This window comes from Mycobacterium stomatepiae (assembly GCF_010731715.1).
Lineage (GTDB): Bacteria > Actinomycetota > Actinomycetes > Mycobacteriales > Mycobacteriaceae > Mycobacterium > Mycobacterium stomatepiae.
The window spans coordinates 3462115-3481054 of sequence record NZ_AP022587.1 but is presented as its reverse complement, the minus strand read 5'-3'; the positions used below and the strand labels follow the sequence as shown (position 1 = coordinate 3481054).

Sequence of the window (18940 nt, the reverse complement as noted above, 5' to 3'; positions counted from 1 at the left end):
TTCCGCTCACCTTGCTGAGCCCGTCGGTGTGAGGGCGGTCAATCAGTGTGGCTTGCACCACAATAGCAGCCGCGGGGACCACCACAACTCACAGCGTAACTAATCGCGGTGTGATGAATCGCCCTGGCGTGGGGGAGATTTCGCGCACACCTACCAAACGTCGCCGGCGCGCCAATCGCACATCAATTCCGCGGAGGTGTCCAGGGCGGTCAGGACCGGGAAGACGAATATCGATTCGTCGTCGTCGGGCGTGCGCGTCGGGCCGCTCGGGGCCAGCACCGACGTCGAACCGGTCCAGGGCAACCAGCCGCGCGCCGCATAGAGACCGCGGGCCTGCACCGATGAACTCAGCGCGCCCAACTGGTAGGCCCCGCGCATCACCTGCTCGACTGCGTCCAGCAGCGCATGCACCAGTCCGTGGCCGCGATGGTCCTCCCGTACCGCCACCCCTTCGACATAGCCGCAACGCAACGCATCGCCCTGGTAGATCAGCCGGCGCTGGACCACCGCGGCGTGCGCGATGATCGCGCCGTGCTGCCAGATCAGGGCGTGCATGCCGCCCAGGGTGTGCTCCCAGTCGTCATCGGTGAAATCGCCCGCGAAGGCTTCGGTGACCATGTCGTGGACGCGCTGGCGAGTATCGCCGTCGAGATCGGCAGTGTGGACGAGGCGTGCGGTGTGAACCTGGGTACGCACCCTCTCTGTCTACCAGTCTTGACGCCGGGCCCGCATCACGAGAGTCGGTTCAGTGAGACTGAGCGCCCACCGGGGACCGTGGTCGTGCCCAATGCAACCGCACCTGCTGGCCCGCCCGCACCTGGGCGACCTTGTCGATGTCGTCATCGATCACCACGCCGACCACCGGGTACCCGCCGGTGATCGGATGATCGGGCCCCAGGATTACCGGTAATCCGTTGGGCGGCACCTGAATTGCGCCACGGGTGGCGCCCTCGCTGGGCAGCTGCCGGTCGGGGAAGCGGTACTGTAGCGGACGGCCGACCAACCGCATCCCGACCCGGTCGCTGCGATCGGATGCCGTCCAGTCGGTGTGTACCAGGACGTCGGGATCGACGAACCAGTCGTCGCGGGGCCCGGGTATCACCAGCAGCTCGACCGTTTCGGTCGTGATGGCCGCTACGGGAGCCTGGTCGAGTTCGGGGTATTCGTCGGTGTGCGCGCCGACCGGAAGGTGGTCTCCGGGGGACAGCGGCGACGGGCCTATCGCCGACATCACGTCGTAACTGCGCGAGCCCAGCACCGGTTGCACCGAGATGCCGCCGCGCACCGCCAGGTATGTTCGCAGCCCGGCCCGCGGGGTGCCCAGTGAAATCACTTGGCCGTCGCGGACATGATGAATGCTGTTGGTACCGAACTTGATTCCGTTGACCGACGGGTCGGTGTCGGCGCCGGTGACCGCGATGTCGACGTCGCCGCCGTGTACCCGGGCCGCGAAACCCCCGAAGGTCACTTCGACGGTGGCGCGGTCGTCGGGATTGGCGACCAGCCGGTTTGCGAGTTTGTGCGAGCGGCGATCCGCGGCGCCGGATCGGCCGACGCCGAGGTGGGCCTGCCCGATCCGGCCGAGGTCTTGGACGACGGCGAGCGGTCCGGTGCGCAGAATTTCGAGGCTGACAACGGGGTTTGTCACGGCATACTCCTTGCGCTACACGGCCCGGAATTGAACCCACATGCCCTGCGTCAGTAACGCGGGATCGGATCGCATCAGGTCCCACAGGACCGCGTCGGTGTGACCGATGAGTTGCCAGCCGCCCGGGGAACGGCGTGGATAGATCGCGCTGAACTCGCCCGCGAGCGCGACCGAGCCGGCCGGTACCGCGGTGCGTGGCTCGGCGTGCCGCGGCACCCGCAGCCGCGGGTCGCCGTCGACCAGGTACGCGAAACCTGGTGCGAATCCACTGAATCCGACTCGCCACAGCGTGGCAGTGTGGGCGTCGATGACCTGTGCGATCGTCAGCCCGGTGTGACCGGCGACCTCGCCGAGGTCCGGACCGTCGTAGACGACGTCGATCACCACGTCGGCGATGCGCTGCGCCGGGGTGGCCGTCTCGGCGGAGACCCGCAGTTTGCGCAGTCGCTGCCGGATGACTCCCTGATAGCGCGGGCCGCCGAGTTTGACCAGCACCGTGCGGGCGGCGGGAACGATGCCGAGTACGCCGGGCAGCGCCGCCGCCCGCAACGCGTCCGCCCATGCCAATACCTCTGCGGTGCTGCCACATTGCACCAACAGCGCCTGGTCGCCGTAGTCCAGAACGACGTTGCCCACCAGATCGGTCGGCACGTCCGCGGGGAGATCCGTCACGCTCATTACTGAACGGTAACTTCGGAATCGGGGCAGGCGAAAGGGGGCGGCGCGGGATTTTCGAGCACTGCCAGAGCTGCCTTACCGAATGCTCAAAGTGCCGCGGCTATCCGAGCACTTTGCCGATCATCGGGGCCAGCTGGTCGGCGACCATCGGGTAGCTCAGTGGCGAGGCGAAAGCGAGTGCACCGGCCTGGTCCTTGGTCGTGAAGACGTGGCGGTTCTGCGCGGTCGCCTGCGACCCCGCCACCTCGGGGTCGGCCAGCAACGCCTTCTGATCGTCGGGACTCTCGGTCGTCCAGATCAACACGTCGGCGGAATCGAGCACCGACTTGATCTGATCGCGCGGGATGACGGCGCGGTGATCGGTGACGAAAGGCTTGATGCTGTCCGCGATTACCAGACCCATCTGATTGAGGAAGTCGGTGCGCCAGCCCGCCGCGATGGCGACCACGGTGCCCCGGAACAGGCTGCCCTGCATCAGCAACGCCCGCTTGGTCCGCCACTGCGGATGATTCTGGGCGACGGCGATGAACTGCTTGTCGACGCCATCGATCAACGCCTTCATCTGGTCGGCCTGAAACACCGCCTGGCCGATTGCGGTGGCCTGGTCCTTCCATGGCTCGAAGAAGGCGTCGCCGTCGGACTGCGCGAGGGTCGGGGCGATCGCGGACAGCTTCTGGTAGGTGTCGGCGTCCAAGCCGGCGTTGATGGCGACGATCAAATCGGGCTTGAGGCCCGAGATCTGGTCAACCTGAATTCCGTTGTCCAAGTTCAGCACTACGGGTTGCGCGCCACCGAGCTTGGGCTGCGCCCACGGCCACACCGCGAACGGCTGATCACCGAACCAGTTGGTCACCGCGATCGGTACGACGCCGAGCGCGAGCAAATCGTCTTGTTCGGTGAAGCCGGCGCTGACCACGCGCTTGGGTGGCGACTTGATGACGGTCTGGCCGAAGACATGGGTGATCGTCACGCCCTCGCCGCCCGGGGCGCTCGGCGTCTTGGGTTTGGGGTCCGAGCACCCCGCCGACACGCCGGCCGCCGCCGCGGCCACAGCGGCACCAGCGAGCTGCAAGAACCCTCGCCGGTTCCATCCCTGTCGCATCGCGTGAGAGTATCGCGTCGCCGACGCTGACCTGCATCGCCGCTCGGTCTGACCGCTCAGTTCGGCGGTCTCAATTTTCGGTACCCGCGTCGCCCGGCGCGGAAGGCGGCGGGGTGTGGCCCGCCCAGGGACTGTAGTCGGCGATCAGCTGCTCTTGCGGCGGGCGCTGATCGGCCGGAACGTGCTGCAGGTTGATCCGGATCCGGTACCAAATCGAACTCGGCCCCCGCATGCCGTCGACCAGCACGTCGGACGGCTGCAGTCGTTCGGCGACGGCGGGGTAGCGGTCGCGCCAGGTGTCCAGCGCGGCCATCGCCTCGTCCTTGGTCTTGGTCCGGGCGATCTCGATCAGCGGCATCGAGGACTGGCGCCGGCCGTCGGCACTCTTTCCCGAGCGGCGGGGCGCCCGCTCCGGCGGACCCATTTCCTCGGCCAGCATCAGCAGCCGGTCCAGCTCGCCGACCGCTGCCTGGTTAGAGGGGTCCATCCCCGCCCACGGATCGCCGATATCGGCGAACCGGTCGGCAACGGTGGCAATCGTGAACGCCTCCGGCCGGCAGTCGGCGACCTCGTCCCAGTGCAGCGGCGTCGACACTCGGGCATCCGGGGTGGCCCGCACCGAGTAGGCCGATGCGACCGTGCGGTCCTTCGCGTTCTGGTTGAAGTCGACGAAGACGCCCTCGCGCTCTTCCTTCCACCAGCGGCTGGTCGCGGCGTTAGGAACGCGCCGTTCGACCTCGCGGGCCACGGTCTGGGCGGCTAGCCGGACCTGACGGAATTCCCACCGTGGGGCGATGCGGGCGTAGATGTGAAAGCCCCGCGAACCGGACGTCTTCGGCCACCCGACCAGGCCGTAGTCCTCCAGCACCTCGCGCACCACCAGGGCCACGTCGACGATCCCCCGCCAGTCGACGCCGGGCATCGGATCCAGATCGACGCGTAGCTCGTCGGGGTGATCGAGGTCGGTGGCGAGCACCGGATGCGGGTTGAGGTCCACGCAACCCAGGTTGATCGCCCATGCCAGCCCGGCGGCGTCGTGGATCACGGCCTCGGCGGCCGACGTGCCCCGCGCGTAGTGCAGTTCGGCGACGTCGACCCAGTCCGGCCGTTTCGCCGGGGCGCGTTTCTGGAACACCGCCTCGTGCGCGATCCCCTTGACGAAGCGCTTCAGGATCATGGGCCGGCCGGCCACTCCCCGCAACGCTCCGTCGGCGACCGCGAGGTAATAGCGGACCAGGTCGAGCTTGGTGTAGGGCCCCGCTTCACCACGGGCATCGAAGACGATTTTGTCTGGGTGCGCGATCGTCACCTGATGGCCGGCAACCTCCAATGACACCGGACCGGTCATGCGGTTCATCGTAATTCCACGCGGATTTTCTGGTCGCGATGCGACCCGCGTCACATATGGTGAGGTTATGCCTAATCTTCCTGGCTTGCCCGGTCAAGCCGTTTCCAAGCTCCAGCAGTACGTCGAACGCGGCTCGGCCGAACTGCACTACGTACGGAAGATCTTCGAGGCGGGAGCGTTCAAACTGGAGCCGCCGCAGAACTACGCCGTGCTGGCGGCCGACATCATGAAGTGGGGCGAGTTCGGCATGCTGCCCTCGCTCAATGCCCGGCGCACTCCCGACCGCGCGGCGCTGATCGACGAGGAGGGCGAGCTCAGCTATCAAGAGCTCGACGAGGCCGCTCACGCGGTGGCCAACGGCCTGATCGCCAAGGGCGTCAAGGGCGGCGACGGCGTCGCCATCCTGGCCCGCAATCACCGCTGGTTCGTCATCGCCAACTACGGCGCGGCCCGGGTCGGCGCCCGCATCATCCTGCTCAACAGCGAATTCTCCGGACCACAAATCAAAGAGGTGTCCGAACGCGAGGGCGCCAAGGTCATCATCTACGACGACGAGTACAGCAACGCGGTGAGCAAAGCCGAGCCGACGCTGGGTAAGCTGCGCGCACTCGGGGTCAACCCGGACAGCGACGAGCCGTCCGGCAGCGCCGACGAGACCCTCGCCGAGCTGATCGCGCGCAGCAGCAAAGAGCCCGCTCCGAAGGCCACCAAGCACGCGTCGATCATCATCCTGACCAGCGGGACGACCGGCACGCCCAAGGGCGCGAACCGCAGCACCCCGCCCACGCTGGCTCCCGTCGGCGGCATCCTGTCGCACGTTCCGTTCAAGGCGAACGAGATCACCTCGCTGCCGGCGCCGATGTTCCACGCGCTCGGCTATCTGCACGCCACCATCGCGATGTTCCTGGGGTCGACGTTGGTGCTGCGGCGCAAATTCAAGCCGCCGCTGGTGCTCGAAGACATCGAGAAGCACAAGGTGACGGCCATGGTCGTGGTGCCGGTGATGTTGTCCCGCCTCCTCGACGCGCTGGAAAAAATGGACACCAAGCCCGACCTGTCCAGCCTGAAGATCATCTTCGTGTCGGGCTCACAGCTGGGTGCCGAGCTGGCGACCCGCACGCTGAAGGACATCGGTCCGGTCGTGTACAACATGTACGGCTCGACGGAGATCGCGTTCGCCACGATCGCCAGGCCCGAGGATCTGGAAAAGAATGCGTCGACGGTTGGCCCGGTCGTCAAGGGTGTGAAGGTCAAGATCCTCGACGACAACGGCAACGAGGTGCCGCAGGGCGGCGTGGGACGCATCTTCGTCGGCAATGCCTTCCCGTTCGAGGGCTACACCGGCGGCGGGCACAAGCAGATCATCGACGGCTTGATGTCGTCGGGCGACGTCGGTTACTTCGACGAGCACGGTCTCCTGTACGTCAGCGGCCGTGACGACGAGATGATCGTCTCCGGGGGCGAGAACGTGTTCCCCGCCGAGGTCGAGGATCTGATCAGCGGACACGAAGCCGTGGTGGAGGCCACCGCGATCGGTGTCGAGGACAAGGAGTGGGGCCACCGGCTGCGCGCGTTCGTGGTCAAGAAGGAAGGCGCCGACGTCGACGAGGACACCATCAAGCATTACGTGCGTGATCACCTGGCGCGCTACAAGGTGCCGCGCGAGGTCATCTTCCTCGAGGAACTGCCGCGCAACCCGACCGGCAAGATCCTCAAGCGCGAGCTGCGTGAAATGCAGGTCGACTAGCGGCAGGTCGTGCCGCGGCCTAGCGCCGGTCCTGAATGGCCCGGGTGATCTGGGCCGCGAGTTGGGGATCGGCGAGCAGCTGATCGATGAGTGCGGTCAGCACCTCTTGCCCGGTGACACGGGCGACGCCCAGTTGGTCGGCGGCTTCACGCTGCCAGATGTCGAGGGCCTGGTGGGTAGCGGCGGGGAGATCGACGGTGCGACGCGCCCGCTGGATGCGTGGTGTTTCGCCGGTCGGGCGTGGCCTCGGATCGGCGGGCTGGCTGACGATCCGCTGGGGCCGCGGCTGCCGGAACCCGGTGATGCGTTCCGTCGGTGCGCTGTCTCCGGCCGGTGTCGTGGCGGACATCTGCCCCCGGACCGGTCCGGCGCCGGGCCTGATGTGGCCGGGGTTGAAGCTCACTGGGCGACCGTCCCTCCCGTGGGTCCCGATCAGTAAATCAGTGCTGCGTGCACGTTGCCTACTGATTGTCTCACTGACATCAGCGTAAGTCGCGTCGCGCGGCCTCGGGTGTTCCGGACGAACGCCGCGGGCCACGGCGACCCCGGCCACTAATACCGGCCCTGACGTGCGGAACTATAGAAATTAGCTGTAGCAGATTAGATGTGCGGCGCACGGAATCATGTTTCCTTGCTAGAAGGCCATTTATCTGACATGATTGGACATCACTACCACGCTTACGTGAAACGTATAGTGATGTGAATTTGATGATTTACTGAGATGCTAAAATCCGTACCTCAGTTAATCAGTAGATAGCTGTTGAACAGTGCTGACAGCGACTTCAGTACCTGCTGACCTCAGTACTCGCGGAGTTCCTGAATAACGCAAATGAGTATTATCGAAAATGCAGTAAGAAGATATGTAGATAAGGAATTGCGCAAGTAAGAGAAAATTGTATTGTTGCGTAATTCACAGCCGGAATTTTGGTCATTGCCATTGTTTGCCTAGCAATTTGTTGGTAGCGTTTCGAGACATCGGGAACTGGGGTCTCGGAAGGAGCTCACCATGAGGAATTCACTGCGATCGATCCGTGGCGCGGCCGCTGGTGCCGTCGGCGCCGGCGCGGTCGCCGGGGCGATGCTATTCGGCGGCATCCCCGCGGCGCAGGCCGCGCCGCCGCCCGCCCCTGCGACAACGTTCGAAATTGCCGGCCCGCACGGCGGCGCACCGCTGAGCCCCGGGATCCTTCCCGAGCGGCCAGGCGGCGGCCACGGCTGGGGTCCCGGTGGTGGCCACGGTGGCTGGGGACACGGCGGTGGCTGGGGCCGCGACGGTTGGGGCCGCGGCTGGGGTCATGGTTGGGGACACCCCGGCTGGGGTTGGGGCAACTGGTGGCGCCCGTGGTGGTGACCAACTGGTGAGCCACCAAGATCGCGGGGTCGGCCGGCCTCGTCCTGCCAACTCACCGGCTGGCCGACCCGCATCCCTGGGGGGACCCACGCCGGTCTGACAATCTCGGGCCGGCGTGGCCCCCCAACTCAATAGACGTCCATGCCGACCTGGGACCGGCCCCGGGTCGGCATGGATTTTTTACGGGTCGCGGGGCAGGCCCAGCAGCCGCTCGGCGATGATGTTGAGCTGCACCTCCGACGTGCCGCCGTAGATGGTGGTGGCCCGGCTGGCCAGCAGGTACTCGCCCCACTTGCCGGCCAGCTGATCGGGGTCGCCGATCGCGGCATCGGTACCGAACGAGGACACCGCGAATTCGGCATAGCCCTGGCCGGTGCGCATCGAGAGCAACTTGGAGATCGCCGCCGACGGCATGGCGTCGCCCCCGGCCAGCGTCAACAGCGTCGAGCGCAGGTTCAGCACCTTCGCCGCATGCCCCTCGGCAATCAACTGCCCGGCCCGGTGTTGCGCGACCTGGTCGAAATGGCCGTCGCGGATGAACTCGACGAACTGCGGCAGGGTCGCTAAGAAGTTCGCGTCGCTGCTGCCGATCGATACCCGCTCGGCGGTCAGTGTGTTGCGGCTGACTTCCCAGCCCCGGTTGACCTCGCCCAGCACGCAATCGTCGGGCACGAACACGTCGTCGATGTACACCGTGTTGAACATCGCATTCCCGGTCAGCTCGCGCAGCGGCTTGACCGTCACGCCCTCGCTCTTCATGTCCAGTAGGAAGTACGTGATCCCGTTATGTTTTGGAGCGCTGGGCTCACTTCTCGCCAGCAGCGCACCCCATTGGGAGTACTGCGCTGCCGTGGTCCAGATCTTCTGGCCGGTTATGCGCCAGCCGCCGTCGGCCCGCGTCGCCTTCGTGGTCAGCCCGGCCAGGTCCGATCCCGCGCCGGGCTCGGAAAACAGCTGGCACCAGATCATCTCGCCGCGGAAGGTCGGCGGCAGGAACCGTTGCTTTTGCTCCTCGGTTCCGAACGCGACGATCGACGGGATGATCCACGCGGCGATGCCGACCTGCGGCCGCCGCACCCGCCCGGTGGTGAACTCCTGGGCGATGATGATCTGCTCGATCGGGCTGGAGGCCCGGCCCCACGGCTTGGGCAGGTAGGGCAAGACCCAGCCGCCCTCGGCGAGCGCCACGGTGCGTGGCTCCCGGTCCATGGCCTTGAACGCGGTGACCTCCGCGCGGATCTCCTCGCGCAGCTTCTCGGTCTCGGGATCCAGGTTGATGTCCACCGGGCGCATGCCGGTGGTGGTCGCGGTGTTGACGACCTTCTGCGGGTAGTCCGAGCTGCGGCCGAAGCAGGCGGCCAGCATCAGCGCCCGTCGGTAGAACACGTTGGTGTCGTGTTCCCACGTGAAGCCGATGCCGCCGTGCACCTGAATGCAGTCCTGCGTGCAGCGCTGCGCGGCCGCCGGCGCGAGCGTCGCGGCCACGGCGGCAGCGAACTCGATGTCGGGAGAGGCCTCATCGATCGCGCGCGCCGCGTCCCACACCGCCGCGGTGGCGCGCTCGGTGTCGGCGATCATTTCCGCGCACTTGTGCTTGATGGCCTGGAACTGGCCGATCGGCCGGCCGAACTGCTCCCGGATCTTGGCGTATTCCGACGCCGTGTCGGTTGCCCAGCGGGCCACGCCGACCGCCTCCGCCGACAACAGCGTCGACATCAGCGCGTAGGCGGTCTTCATCGTCAGGGTGCTCAACAGGGCATCCTCACCGACGGTGACGGCGTCGGCCCGCACATGCGCGATCGGCCGCAGCGGGTCCAGGCTCTGCACCGGCTCGATCTCGAGGTCGTCGGCGCGCAGCACCACCCATTCGTCGCCGCTGTCGATGGCCACGGGAAGCACCAGCACCGATGCCTGCGCGGCGGCGGGAACCGCCCGCACCTCGCCGCGGATCACCAGCACCTCCTGACCCGGAGGGCCCTTACGGGTGGCGGTCAGCCCTGAGTCCAGCGCATAGGCGGCGATCGCGGCGCCAGACGCCAGGTCAGCGAGCACCTTGGCGTCCGGGTCGTGCGAGGCGATCAGCGCGCTGGCGATCGCCGACGGCACGAACGGCCCGGGCACGGCGCCGTAGCCGAACTCGGCCAGCACGATGGCCAGCTCGAGCAGGCCGAAGCCCTGCCCGCCGACCGACTCGGCGAGGTGAACACCCTGCAGGCCCTGCTCGGCGGCCGCTTGCCAGTACGGCGGCGGGTTCTGGACCGGGGTTTCCATGGCCGCGTGCAACACCTCGGACGGCGCGACACGCGCCACCAGAGATCGCACCGAGTCGGCCAGATCTTGATGCTCGGAAATTATTGCGATCGGCATTGGTCGCCTTCCCATGCTTTCGGGGTTCGTTTCGGCCAAGCACCCATCAATCTAATAACGGGTGGGTTGGTTGACTACGGGGTTACTAGGTGTGTCAGCGGCTCGCCGTCGCGCAGGCGACGGCAATTGGCCACGGCCTCGACGAGGTAGCGCCGCATCGTGTCGGCGGTGTACCAGGTGACATGCGGTGTCAGCACCACATTGTCCAGGCCGAACAGCGGATTGTCCGGCGCCGTCGGCTCGTCCTCGAAAACGTCGAGGCCCGCGGCGGCCAGCCGCCCGTCGCGCAACGCGCCGACAAGCGCGTCTTCGTCGACGATCGCGCCGCGCGACGTGTTGACGAGTACCGCACTGGGCCTCATCAACGCGATCGCGTCCCGGTCGAGCAGATGATGGGTCTGCTCCGTCAACGGTAGGTGCAGCGAGACGATGTCGCTGACCGCCAGTAGTTCGGGGAGCGGCCGCCAGCCGGGCCGGCCGTCGTCGCGGGTGCTGGTGTGCACGACGGTGGCGCCCATCGCGCCTACGATGTCCCCCACCCGTTTGGCGATATTGCCGTAGCCGACCATGCCGACGGTGCAGCCGCCGATGTCGCGGACCGTCTCGCCCAGCCCGGGATCCAGCGGCCAGCCGCGCCCCTGGCGGGTGGCGCGGTCCAGCTCCGGGAGCCTGCGCAGCGCGGCGAGCATCAACAGCACGGTTCCCTCGGCCACCGATGGCGCATTGGCGCCGGGCATGTTGGCGACCGCGATGCCGCGGTCGGTGGCGGTCGCCACGTCGATGGTGTTCACGCCGGCGCCGAACTTGTGCACCAGTCGCAGCCGTGGTCCGCGCTGCAGGTCGGCGGCCGACAACGGCCGTAGTACATGCCAAATCACCTCGGCTTCGGGCAGTTCGCGATAAAAGCCCACATCGTCGTCGGCGGCACACCACCGAATGTCTAGCCAATCGGCCTCGGCTGCAAGGAAATCGAGGACTTTGTTACCGGGAACGAAGTGGGCGAGAACTCTCAGCGCCACCGCTTGCTGATCCACCTGGCGATGGTATCCGCCTGCTCGCTGCGCGCGCCCGGGGTGGTGAAGTAGTGGTCGCTGTCGATCGAGACCTGCGACTTGTCGGTCCCGGCGAGCGCGTCGAAAATGCGTTGCGCATCCGACGGAAACACACCGGTGTCGGCCTCGGCGTTGATCACCAGGGCCGGGCAGTCGATGCGGCTCAGGTGCGGCTCGGCCCGGGTTTGGGCCACCCGCAGGCTCCACATGCCCAGCCAGTTGCGCAGTGTGCAGAAGGCGGCGATGCCCTGTGCGGACCGATTGGCCTTGGCCGGCACGCCCGCGTAGCACAGGTTGGGCGCCCGCTTGGTGGGCGCGATGTTGGGATCGACCATCCGAGGATCGGCCCAGGTTCGCATGACCGAGAACGGTCGATCGGAAAACCCTGCTGCGCGAACACGTTTGAGCTCCGACTCGGCCCAGTCGGTGATGGAATGGTTGCGTGCGGTCTGCGCCGAGCGATAGCGGGCGACGAACTCCGGTGGGTACGGCGGGCCGTTGACCTCGTTGAAAAGGTCGAGCTCGGGATCGGTGGCAACGGGATCGTTTTCGTCGACGACGGAGGCATCCATCCAGGCGGTCAGCACCTCCGGGCGGCCGGGATGCGCGGCGGTGGCGACGTATCCATCCGCGGGTGGCAACTCCGTCAGCCCGGCCGCCGGCCGCATGCCGGGCAGTGGGGTCACATTTGGGTCGACGGCTTGTGACTGGTAGGAGGACATCAACGACCCTCCTCCCGAATTACCCAGCAATACAACGGTATCCACGCCCTGAACCTCGCGCAGCCAGCGCACCCCCACGCCGATGTCGACCAGCGCGTGGTCGAGCAGAAAGTTGTTCTCGAAACCGCGGAACCGGGTGTTCCACCCCAGAAACCCGATACCCCGAAGGGCCATGTAATCGGCGAGATAGTGCTCGGCGAAGTCAATCTGGTAGTGCGTGGCAATCATGGCCACCCGTGGCTTACGTCCCACGCCGCGGTGATACAGCCCCTGGCACGGATGCCCGCCCGCGCCGGCGCGCCCGGCGGTCGGCGAGGGCAGGCCGACGAACTCGCGGACAACCCCGGCAGTGCCGCTATTCGGCGTCAATTCAGCGACCTTCCTTCGAGTAGATCGCCCGGTGATAGATGTTGGCGAGGGTTTGGATGCAGGCCTGGTCGTCGAGCTCATGCGAGGCCGCACGGGTGAGCTGGATGTAGCAGAACTGGTTGAACATCGCCACGATCGTCTCGGCGATCAGCTGCGGATCGTCGCGCGCGCAATACCCCTTGGTTTGCGCGCGCCGGACCGTCTCGGCGATGAAAGAAATTGGAATATCGCAGATTTCGGCCCAGTACTGAGCAAAGTCGTCGTTCACCATCGCCAGTTGGGACACGCTGATCACCTCGGCGAGCCGATTGCGGTAGGTGTGCCAGTGCGCCGCGGCCGCCTCGTGGGCGCGTTCCCGGTTGGACAGGCCATGGCCCGTGACCGAGCGTGCGCGCTCGTTGGCCTCGTCGCGGAAGCGCAACGCCCACTGGCGGACCATCGCCTCTTTGGAGTCGTAGTAGTTGTAGAAGGATGCCGACGAGCGGCCCGCTTCCGTGGCGATGTCGGCGATCGTGGTGGCCAGAATTCCCTTGCGTGCGACCACCGTTCGTGCGGCAGCGTCGATCGCCGCCTGCGTCCGTCTGCCGCGGTGCGTCGGAAACTCGGCGGGGCGTTCGTTGGATTCCGCCGCGATCGACACCTGTGTTCCTCCTGGATCGAAACTGAATCTGATGTTAGATTCAGTTTCATGGATTGGCCAGGTCCAATCGACGGGAGCCGCAACATGATCAAGCCCGACAACCCCAACACCGAATTCGAACTCGGCGGAATCAATCACGTTGCGCTGGTGTGTTCGGACATGGCTCGCACCGTGGATTTCTACGGCAACATCCTCGGCATGCCGTTGATCAAGTCGCTCGATCTGCCGCACGGTGGCGGGCAACACTTCTTCTTCGATGCCGGCAGCGGCAACTGTGTCGCGTTCTTCTGGTTCGCCGATGCGCCGGATCGGGTGCCCGGCATCTCGTCGCCGGGGGCAATCCCGGGTATCGGGGACATCACCAGCGCGGTAAGCACGATGAATCATCTCGCTTTTCACGTCCCGGCCGAGAAGTTCGACGCCTACCGGCACCGGCTCAAGGAGAAGGGGGTCCGGGTCGGCCCGATCCTCAACCATGACGAGAGCGAGATGCAGGTTTCCGCGACCGTGCATCCCGGTGTCTACGTGCGCTCGTTCTATTTCCAGGACCCCGACGGCGTCACACTTGAATTCGCCTGCTGGGTCAAGGAATTCGGCGCGGCTGACGCGCAGGCTGTTCCCAAGACGGCGGCCGACCGGCGACCCCGGGAGCACGCCGTAACCTAATCGGCAAAACCGTGGCCGAGCCGGGGGAGCCATGATGACCGACAGCATTTTGACCGACGAACAGATCGCGGCGCTGACACCCGCGCAGCGGCGAGACCTGATCATGCGACTGGAGGCGCCGCTGCACGATGTCATCGATCCGGTGGTGCTGACCCGAATCCGGCGCATCCGGCTGGGCCTGATGATCGGCGGCTCGGTCGCGATGATTCCGTGGCTGGTCTATCTCTCGGTGACGCTGCCGGATAACTATGTTGCACACAACTGGCCGTTGACCTGGGTGAGCTTCGACATTCTCTTGGCCGGATTCATGATTGCGACAGCGGTTTTCGGTTACTTCCGCCGCCAGGTCCTGCTGTTCGCGGCCTTCACCTCCGGTGTGCTGCTGATCTGCGACGCGTGGTTCGACCTGATGACCGCCGGACCCGACGACGTCTGGCTATCGGTGGTGACCGCACTGGGCATCGAGGTGCCGCTGGCGATTTTCCTGATCCGCGGAGCACAGCGCATCATGCGGCTCACGATGTTGCGTCTGTGGCTCCTGGATCCCGGGATGCGGCTGTGGCAGCTGCCGTTGTTTCCGTGAGGCCGTACAGCCGCGGATCAGCGAGTTCGTCGAGCAGCACGGCGAGCTGATCGACGAGTTGATCGGGGTCTAGCAGTACGTCGCCGACCAGCCAGGCGCTGATCATCTGCCCGACGCCGCCGACGGCGAAGTGCGCCCCCGCCTTCATGCTGTTGTTTGCCGGCATTCGTAGCATTTCGCCGCCGTGCTGGCCCAGCAGCATCGCGAACAGCGCGGTGGATTCGGCGCGTTTACGCACGATCACCGCGTCGGCGAGCTGGGTGCTGAACATCAGGCGCCCGACGCGGGGATCCTCGGCGATGGTCCGCACGATGTTGGCCATGCCGGCGCGGGACTGTTCGGGTATCGGCACCGCCGCCACCGCGGCCTGGGTGGTGGCCGCCAGGTCGGCGATCACCGAATCGAACACAGCCCCGACGAATCCGTCTCTGTCGCTGAAGCTTTCGTAGAAGTAGCGCGGGGTCAGGCCGGCGCGGGTGCAGACCGCGCGAACCGTCAGGGCAGAGGCATCCTGCTGGTCGGCGCCCAGCAGGTCCAGGCCTGCGGCCAGCAGCCGGCCCCGCCGCTCGGCCAGTCGCCGCGCGGCGTCGACGCCACGATAGGGGCGTTCGCTCGGGGTCTCGGCCATGACCACCATCTTGACACCGGCGCGATGCGCGGACAATATCGGGAAACAAGCGTTGTCACATTCGGTGTGCGGAATAGCGGAGGGGTGTCCGGATGGCGATTCACGAGGCGGTTCAACCGCTGATTCCGCATGTCGAGCGCCCGATCTCCGATCCACCGCGCCTTGGCCGGCGGCGGCGGAATCCCGACGACTACGCCCTGATGGGACTCGCACTGCTGGCCGGTGCGGCCAACGTGATCATGGAGCTCGCGCGTCCCGGCGTCGGCCATGGCGTGGCGGAGAGCCGTGTCGAGAGCGGTCGCATCGACCGCCACCCGATCAAGCGCGCACGCACCACATTCACCTACATCGCGGTCGCCAACGGCGGGACCGACGCGCAGAAGGCCGCCTATCGCCGCGCGGTGAATCGGTCGCACGCGGAGGTCTACTCGAGGCCTGGCGATCCCGTGCAGTACAACGCCTTTGATCCGGAATTGCAGCTGTGGGTGGCGGCCTGCATCTACAAGGGCGGCATCGACATCTACCGCACGTTTGTCGGCGAACTGGACGAGCAGGACGCCGATCGCCTCTATCGCGAGGGCATGTCGTTGGGTACCACGCTGCAGGTGCCGCCGGAGATGTGGCCGGCAGACCGGGCGGCCTTCGACAAGTACTGGCAGGAATCGCTGGACAAGGTGCACATCGATGACGCCGTCCGCGAATTCCTGTATCCGATTGCGGTGTCGCGGGTGCGCGGGGTGCGCCTGCCCCGTCGGCTGGCCGAACCGTTGGAGAATTTCAATTTGCTAATCACCACCGGCTTTCTGCCGCAACGGTTTCGCGACGAGATGCGATTGCCGTGGGACGCCGCCAAGCAGCGGCGGTTCGACCGGCTCATGTCGGTCGTGGGTGTTGTGAATCGCTTGCTACCGCGAATCATCCGGCAGTTCCCATTCAATCTGATGCTTTGGGACCTGGACCGCCGGATCCGGACGGGGCGTCCGTTGGTCTAGCGCGGTGCGAGCTTTGCTGGCGTGTTGATAACGACAACCGTTTTCAGTTAGGCTCCTCGGCGACCGTTAGCTCGTCCAGCCCAGGAGTTGCCGATGACCGCCCCGATTTGGATGGCGTCGCCGCCGGAGGTCCACTCGGCCTTGCTGAGCAGTGGCCCGGGGCCCTCCTCGATGTTTGCCGCAGCGGCGGCGTGGAGTTCGATGAGCGCCGAATATGCCTCGGCCGCAGCAGAACTCAGCGGGGTGCTGGCGTCGACGCACGCCGGCGCATGGCAGGGACCGAGCGCAGAGTCCTACGTCGCCGCGCATGGTCCTTTTCTGGCGTGGTTGAACCAGGTCAGCGCGCACAGCGCCGCGGCGGCCGCACAGCACGAAACGGCCGGCACGGCCTATACCGCGGCGTTGGCGGCCATGCCGACCGTGGGCGAGCTGGCCGCCAACCACGCGGTGCACGGCGTGCTGATGGCGACCAATTTCTTTGGAATCAATACGATTCCGATCGCGGTCAACGAGGCAGACTATGCGCGAATGTGGGTTCAGGCAGCCGGCACGATGACGACCTATCAGGCCGTGTCGACCGCGGCGGTGGCGGCCACCCCGCAGACCGAGCCGGCGCCGCAGATCCTGAGATCCGAGGCCGCGCACGATCACGACCACGACCACGAGGAAGACGATCACGATCACGAGGGCCATGACCACGGGTTCGACAGCTGGCTCAACCGGTTCGTCGCCCAAATCCTGCGGGCCTTCGGTATCGATTGGGACCCCGTTGAGGGGACCTTGAACGGACTCCCACTCGACGCCTATACGAACCCGGGCCAATTGCTATGGTGGGTCGCTCGAGCCCTCGAGCTTTTCTCGGACTTTCAACGATTCGGGCAGTTGTTGTTGGAAAACCCCGCAGCGGCTTTCCAATTCATCACCGAGCTGGTGCTGCTCGACTGGCCGACCCACCTGGCCCAGCTCGCCAGTTTTCTCCCGGCTGCCCCGCAGTTGCTGTTGCTTCCCATGCTCGTCGCGGTTGCGCCCTTCGGCGCGGTCGCCGGTTTTGCGGGGCTCACCGCCTTGCCCGCACCCGCGGCGGCGCCGGTGCCGCCGCCGGGCACGCCCGAGCTGCCCAGTCTGCCGGTGGAGCTCGGCACCACCCCGCTGGCCGCCCCGGCGTCGGGCCCCGCGACGGCACCGGCACCCGCGCCGGCTCCCGCGGCAAGCGCCGTGGCCAGCGCGGCGCCACCCGCTCCGCCCCCCGTCGGGCCCGGCTTCGCGCCGCCCTACTTCGTGGCGCCGCCCGGCGTCGGGTTCGGTACCGGGATCAGTGCGAGCGTGTGCTCGAGCGCGAAAAAGAAAGCAGTGGAGCCCGATTCGGCCGCGGCAGCGTCCGCGGCTGCCGCGCGAGAGCAGGCCCGGACCCGGCGCCGGGGGCGGGCCCGCCAGTGCGACCATGGTGACGAGTTCATGGACATGAACGTCGACGTCGACCCGGACTGGGGTGGGCCGTCCGCGGTGTCGGAGGCGTCCCTGAGTGGCACCGGGAATCTCGGGTTCACCGGCACGGCGCGCAAGGAGACGGCTGCCGCGGCCGGCCTGACCACCCTAGCCGGGGATGAATTCAGGGGTGGGCCTCGCCTGCCGATGCTCCCGGGCAGCTGGGACCCAGAGGATGGCGACCGGCCGCACGATAGCGACGGCTAACCACTCAACGCTGTCGGCGCCGGCAGTTCACCGGACCGTCGACGGATGGAAACGTGCGGTTTCGGTGCTCAAGACCCGTTGCACCGCAGCGGGAAAGGTGCTTCAGCGGGGCGGGTACTGTCGGTTGAGTGCGTAGCGAAGGTGACACCTGGGACATCACAACAAGCGTCGGTTCGACGGCGTTATTCGTAGCGACAGCGCGGGAGCTGGAGGCACAAAAACCCAACCCGCTGGTCGTCGACCCGTATGCCGAGATCTTCTGCCGCGCCGTCGGTGGTTCGTCGGCGGACGTGCTCGACGGCAAGGAACCCGACCACCAGCTCAAGAGCGCCGACTTCGGCGAGCACTTCGTCAACTTCCAGGCCGCTCGCACCAAGTACTTCGACGAGTACTTCCTGCGGGCCGCCGACGCCGGCGTCCGGCAGGTTGTCCTGCTGGCGGCCGGGTTGGACTCGCGTGCCTACCGGCTGGACTGGCCCGCCGCGACGACGATCTTCGAACTGGACCGTCCGCAGGTCCTCGATTTCAAGCGAGAGGTGCTCGCCGGTCACGGCGACCAGCCGCGCGCCGAGCGCCGGGAGATCGCGGTCGATTTGCGCGAAGATTGGCCACAAGCTTTGCGCGACAGCGGTTTCGACCCGGCCAAGCCGTCGGCGTGGATTGCCGAGGGTCTGTTGATCTATCTGCCGGCCACAGCTCAGGAGCAGCTGTTCACCGGCATCGACGGCCTGGCCGGACACGGGAGCCATGTCGCCGTCGAGGACGGCGCGCCGCTGCAGGCCGATGAATTCGACGCCGCCGTCGCCGAAGAGCGTGCGGCCAACGAGCAGGGCGAGAAGCGGCTGTTCTTCCAGTTGGTCTACAACGAGCAACACGCGCCGGCCACCGAATGGTTCAGTCGGCACGGCTGGAACGCCGTCGGCACCCCGTTGGCCGATTACCTGCGCAAGGTCGGCCGTCCGGTCCCCGGACCGGATACCGAAGCCGGGCCGATGATCGCCCGCAACACCCTGGTCAGCGCCGTCAGGGCCTGAACTCGCCGCGTCATCACCGGCGCGCCGATCGGGCGCGCCTTTCGCTGCGCTTTCGATGAGTCGATAACGCATGGCAACTACTCCGCACTGCGGGCCCGTGGGAACTTTTCCGGTCGGTCGGCCGACTACTAACTGCCTGCTCGCGGCGCCGCTTACCAGTTAACGCGGTCGTTGCGCCCCACCCGACCGGTTAGGAGTTGCTGCTGTGACCGCGCCGGTTTGGATGGCCGCACCCTCGCGCCGGCGTGCGGCGCGCAACGACCCCCGCCGGCAATCCACGCCGACCCCTGGGGTTGCGGCGGTCAGCGCCCTAGCGGCTGA

At 66.7% G+C, this 18940-nt stretch carries 18 protein-coding genes; 7 read left to right on the top strand and 11 right to left on the bottom strand.

Annotated features, from left to right (window positions below; all coding sequences use genetic code 11):
- Positions 1–150: 150 nt before the first annotated feature.
- The 5 genes from G6N54_RS16385 to G6N54_RS16365 form a co-directional block, all read right to left on the bottom strand.
- On the bottom strand, positions 151–696 hold the full coding sequence (locus G6N54_RS16385) for a GNAT family N-acetyltransferase (protein WP_163791033.1): 546 nt from the start codon (positions 694–696) through the stop codon (positions 151–153).
- 49 nt (positions 697–745) lie between these two features.
- Positions 746–1648 (bottom strand): 5-oxoprolinase/urea amidolyase family protein, encoded by a 903-nt coding sequence (locus tag G6N54_RS16380; RefSeq protein WP_163791032.1) that lies wholly within the window; start codon positions 1646–1648, stop codon positions 746–748.
- Between the two features lie 15 nt (positions 1649–1663).
- A complete protein-coding gene (locus G6N54_RS16375) occupies positions 1664–2326 on the bottom strand; it encodes a 5-oxoprolinase subunit B family protein (RefSeq protein WP_163791031.1) in 663 nt (220 codons plus the stop codon).
- A gap of 100 nt (positions 2327–2426) precedes the next feature.
- Positions 2427–3428, bottom strand: coding sequence for an ABC transporter substrate-binding protein (locus G6N54_RS16370; protein WP_163791030.1), 1002 nt, complete (start codon positions 3426–3428; stop codon positions 2427–2429).
- 70 nt (positions 3429–3498) lie between these two features.
- Positions 3499–4785 (bottom strand): DNA polymerase domain-containing protein, encoded by a 1287-nt coding sequence (locus tag G6N54_RS16365; RefSeq protein ID WP_163791029.1) that lies wholly within the window; start codon positions 4783–4785, stop codon positions 3499–3501.
- A 58-nt stretch (positions 4786–4843) separates the two neighbouring features.
- Between G6N54_RS16365 and fadD2 the strand changes: the two genes are divergently transcribed.
- A complete protein-coding gene (gene fadD2 / locus G6N54_RS16360) occupies positions 4844–6523 on the top strand; it encodes a long-chain-fatty-acid--CoA ligase FadD2 (RefSeq protein ID WP_163791028.1) in 1680 nt (559 codons plus the stop codon).
- Between the two features lie 19 nt (positions 6524–6542).
- Here the strand turns inward: fadD2 and G6N54_RS16355 are convergent, their stop codons facing one another.
- Positions 6543–6926 (bottom strand): ATPase, encoded by a 384-nt coding sequence (locus tag G6N54_RS16355; RefSeq protein ID WP_372513177.1) that lies wholly within the window; start codon positions 6924–6926, stop codon positions 6543–6545.
- Positions 6927–7529: 603 nt separating this feature from the next.
- Here G6N54_RS16355 and G6N54_RS30620 point away from each other — a divergent pair.
- The gene (locus tag G6N54_RS30620) at positions 7530–7874 is read left to right on the top strand and encodes a hypothetical protein (RefSeq protein WP_170313055.1); all 345 of its coding nucleotides are present in this window, start codon (positions 7530–7532) and stop codon (positions 7872–7874) included.
- A 180-nt stretch (positions 7875–8054) separates the two neighbouring features.
- Here G6N54_RS30620 and G6N54_RS16345 read toward each other — a convergent pair whose 3' ends face one another.
- The 4 genes from G6N54_RS16345 to G6N54_RS16330 all read right to left on the bottom strand — a co-directional run bounded on the left by G6N54_RS16345 (position 8055) and on the right by G6N54_RS16330 (position 13018).
- On the bottom strand, positions 8055–10241 hold the full coding sequence (locus tag G6N54_RS16345) for an acyl-CoA dehydrogenase (RefSeq protein WP_163791027.1): 2187 nt from the start codon (positions 10239–10241) through the stop codon (positions 8055–8057).
- A 74-nt stretch (positions 10242–10315) separates the two neighbouring features.
- Positions 10316–11254 carry a 2-hydroxyacid dehydrogenase gene (locus G6N54_RS16340; RefSeq protein WP_163794773.1) on the bottom strand — a complete coding sequence of 313 codons (939 nt, stop codon included), beginning with the start codon at positions 11252–11254 and terminating at the stop codon, positions 10316–10318.
- Positions 11251–12384 carry an alpha/beta hydrolase gene (locus tag G6N54_RS16335; RefSeq protein WP_163791026.1) on the bottom strand — a complete coding sequence of 378 codons (1134 nt, stop codon included), beginning with the start codon at positions 12382–12384 and terminating at the stop codon, positions 11251–11253. Before G6N54_RS16335 ends, G6N54_RS16340 begins: the two co-directional genes overlap by 4 nt.
- A gap of 1 nt (position 12385) precedes the next feature.
- Positions 12386–13018, bottom strand: coding sequence for a TetR/AcrR family transcriptional regulator (locus tag G6N54_RS16330; protein WP_163794772.1), 633 nt, complete (start codon positions 13016–13018; stop codon positions 12386–12388).
- A 90-nt stretch (positions 13019–13108) separates the two neighbouring features.
- Here G6N54_RS16330 and G6N54_RS16325 point away from each other — a divergent pair, with 90 nt between their 5' ends.
- Positions 13109–13690, top strand: a complete 582-nt coding sequence (locus G6N54_RS16325; RefSeq protein ID WP_163794771.1) for a VOC family protein — start codon at positions 13109–13111, stop codon at positions 13688–13690.
- Between the two features lie 34 nt (positions 13691–13724).
- The gene (locus tag G6N54_RS16320; RefSeq protein ID WP_163791025.1) at positions 13725–14273 is read left to right on the top strand and encodes a hypothetical protein; all 549 of its coding nucleotides are present in this window, start codon (positions 13725–13727) and stop codon (positions 14271–14273) included.
- Here the strand turns inward: G6N54_RS16320 and G6N54_RS16315 are convergent.
- Positions 14206–14910, bottom strand: coding sequence for a TetR/AcrR family transcriptional regulator (locus tag G6N54_RS16315; protein WP_163794770.1), 705 nt, complete (start codon positions 14908–14910; stop codon positions 14206–14208). The two genes, G6N54_RS16320 and G6N54_RS16315, sit on opposite strands and share 68 nt — an antisense overlap.
- 83 nt (positions 14911–14993) lie before the next feature.
- Between G6N54_RS16315 and G6N54_RS16310 the strand changes: the two genes are divergently transcribed.
- The 3 genes from G6N54_RS16310 to G6N54_RS16300 all read left to right on the top strand — a co-directional run bounded on the left by G6N54_RS16310 (position 14994) and on the right by G6N54_RS16300 (position 18619).
- Positions 14994–15893 carry an oxygenase MpaB family protein gene (locus tag G6N54_RS16310; protein ID WP_163791024.1) on the top strand — a complete coding sequence of 300 codons (900 nt, stop codon included), beginning with the start codon at positions 14994–14996 and terminating at the stop codon, positions 15891–15893.
- A gap of 93 nt (positions 15894–15986) precedes the next feature.
- A complete protein-coding gene (locus G6N54_RS16305; RefSeq protein ID WP_163791023.1) occupies positions 15987–17585 on the top strand; it encodes a PPE family protein in 1599 nt (532 codons plus the stop codon).
- A 128-nt stretch (positions 17586–17713) separates the two neighbouring features.
- Complete coding sequence (locus G6N54_RS16300; RefSeq protein ID WP_163791022.1) at positions 17714–18619, top strand: class I SAM-dependent methyltransferase; 906 nt, start codon at positions 17714–17716, stop codon at positions 18617–18619.
- The last annotated feature ends 321 nt before the right edge of the window (positions 18620–18940 follow it).

Bases quoted from the DNA above. Each gene is read 5' to 3' on its own strand.
- G6N54_RS16375 (WP_163791031.1), bottom strand. From the start codon at position 2,326: ATGAGCGTGACGGATCTCCCCGCGGACGTGCCGACCGATCTGGTGGGC.
- G6N54_RS16370 (WP_163791030.1), bottom strand. From the start codon at position 3,428: ATGCGACAGGGATGGAACCGGCGAGGGTTCTTGCAGCTCGCTGGTGCC.
- G6N54_RS16365 (WP_163791029.1), bottom strand. From the start codon at position 4,785: ATGAACCGCATGACCGGTCCGGTGTCATTGGAGGTTGCCGGCCATCAG.
- fadD2 (WP_163791028.1), top strand. From the start codon at position 4,844: ATGCCTAATCTTCCTGGCTTGCCCGGTCAAGCCGTTTCCAAGCTCCAG.
- G6N54_RS30620 (WP_170313055.1), top strand. From the start codon at position 7,530: ATGAGGAATTCACTGCGATCGATCCGTGGCGCGGCCGCTGGTGCCGTC.
- G6N54_RS16345 (WP_163791027.1), bottom strand. From the start codon at position 10,241: ATGCCGATCGCAATAATTTCCGAGCATCAAGATCTGGCCGACTCGGTG.
- G6N54_RS16325 (WP_163794771.1), top strand. From the start codon at position 13,109: ATGATCAAGCCCGACAACCCCAACACCGAATTCGAACTCGGCGGAATC.
- G6N54_RS16320 (WP_163791025.1), top strand. From the start codon at position 13,725: ATGACCGACAGCATTTTGACCGACGAACAGATCGCGGCGCTGACACCC.
- G6N54_RS16315 (WP_163794770.1), bottom strand. From the start codon at position 14,910: ATGGTGGTCATGGCCGAGACCCCGAGCGAACGCCCCTATCGTGGCGTC.
- G6N54_RS16310 (WP_163791024.1), top strand. From the start codon at position 14,994: ATGGCGATTCACGAGGCGGTTCAACCGCTGATTCCGCATGTCGAGCGC.
- G6N54_RS16305 (WP_163791023.1), top strand. From the start codon at position 15,987: ATGACCGCCCCGATTTGGATGGCGTCGCCGCCGGAGGTCCACTCGGCC.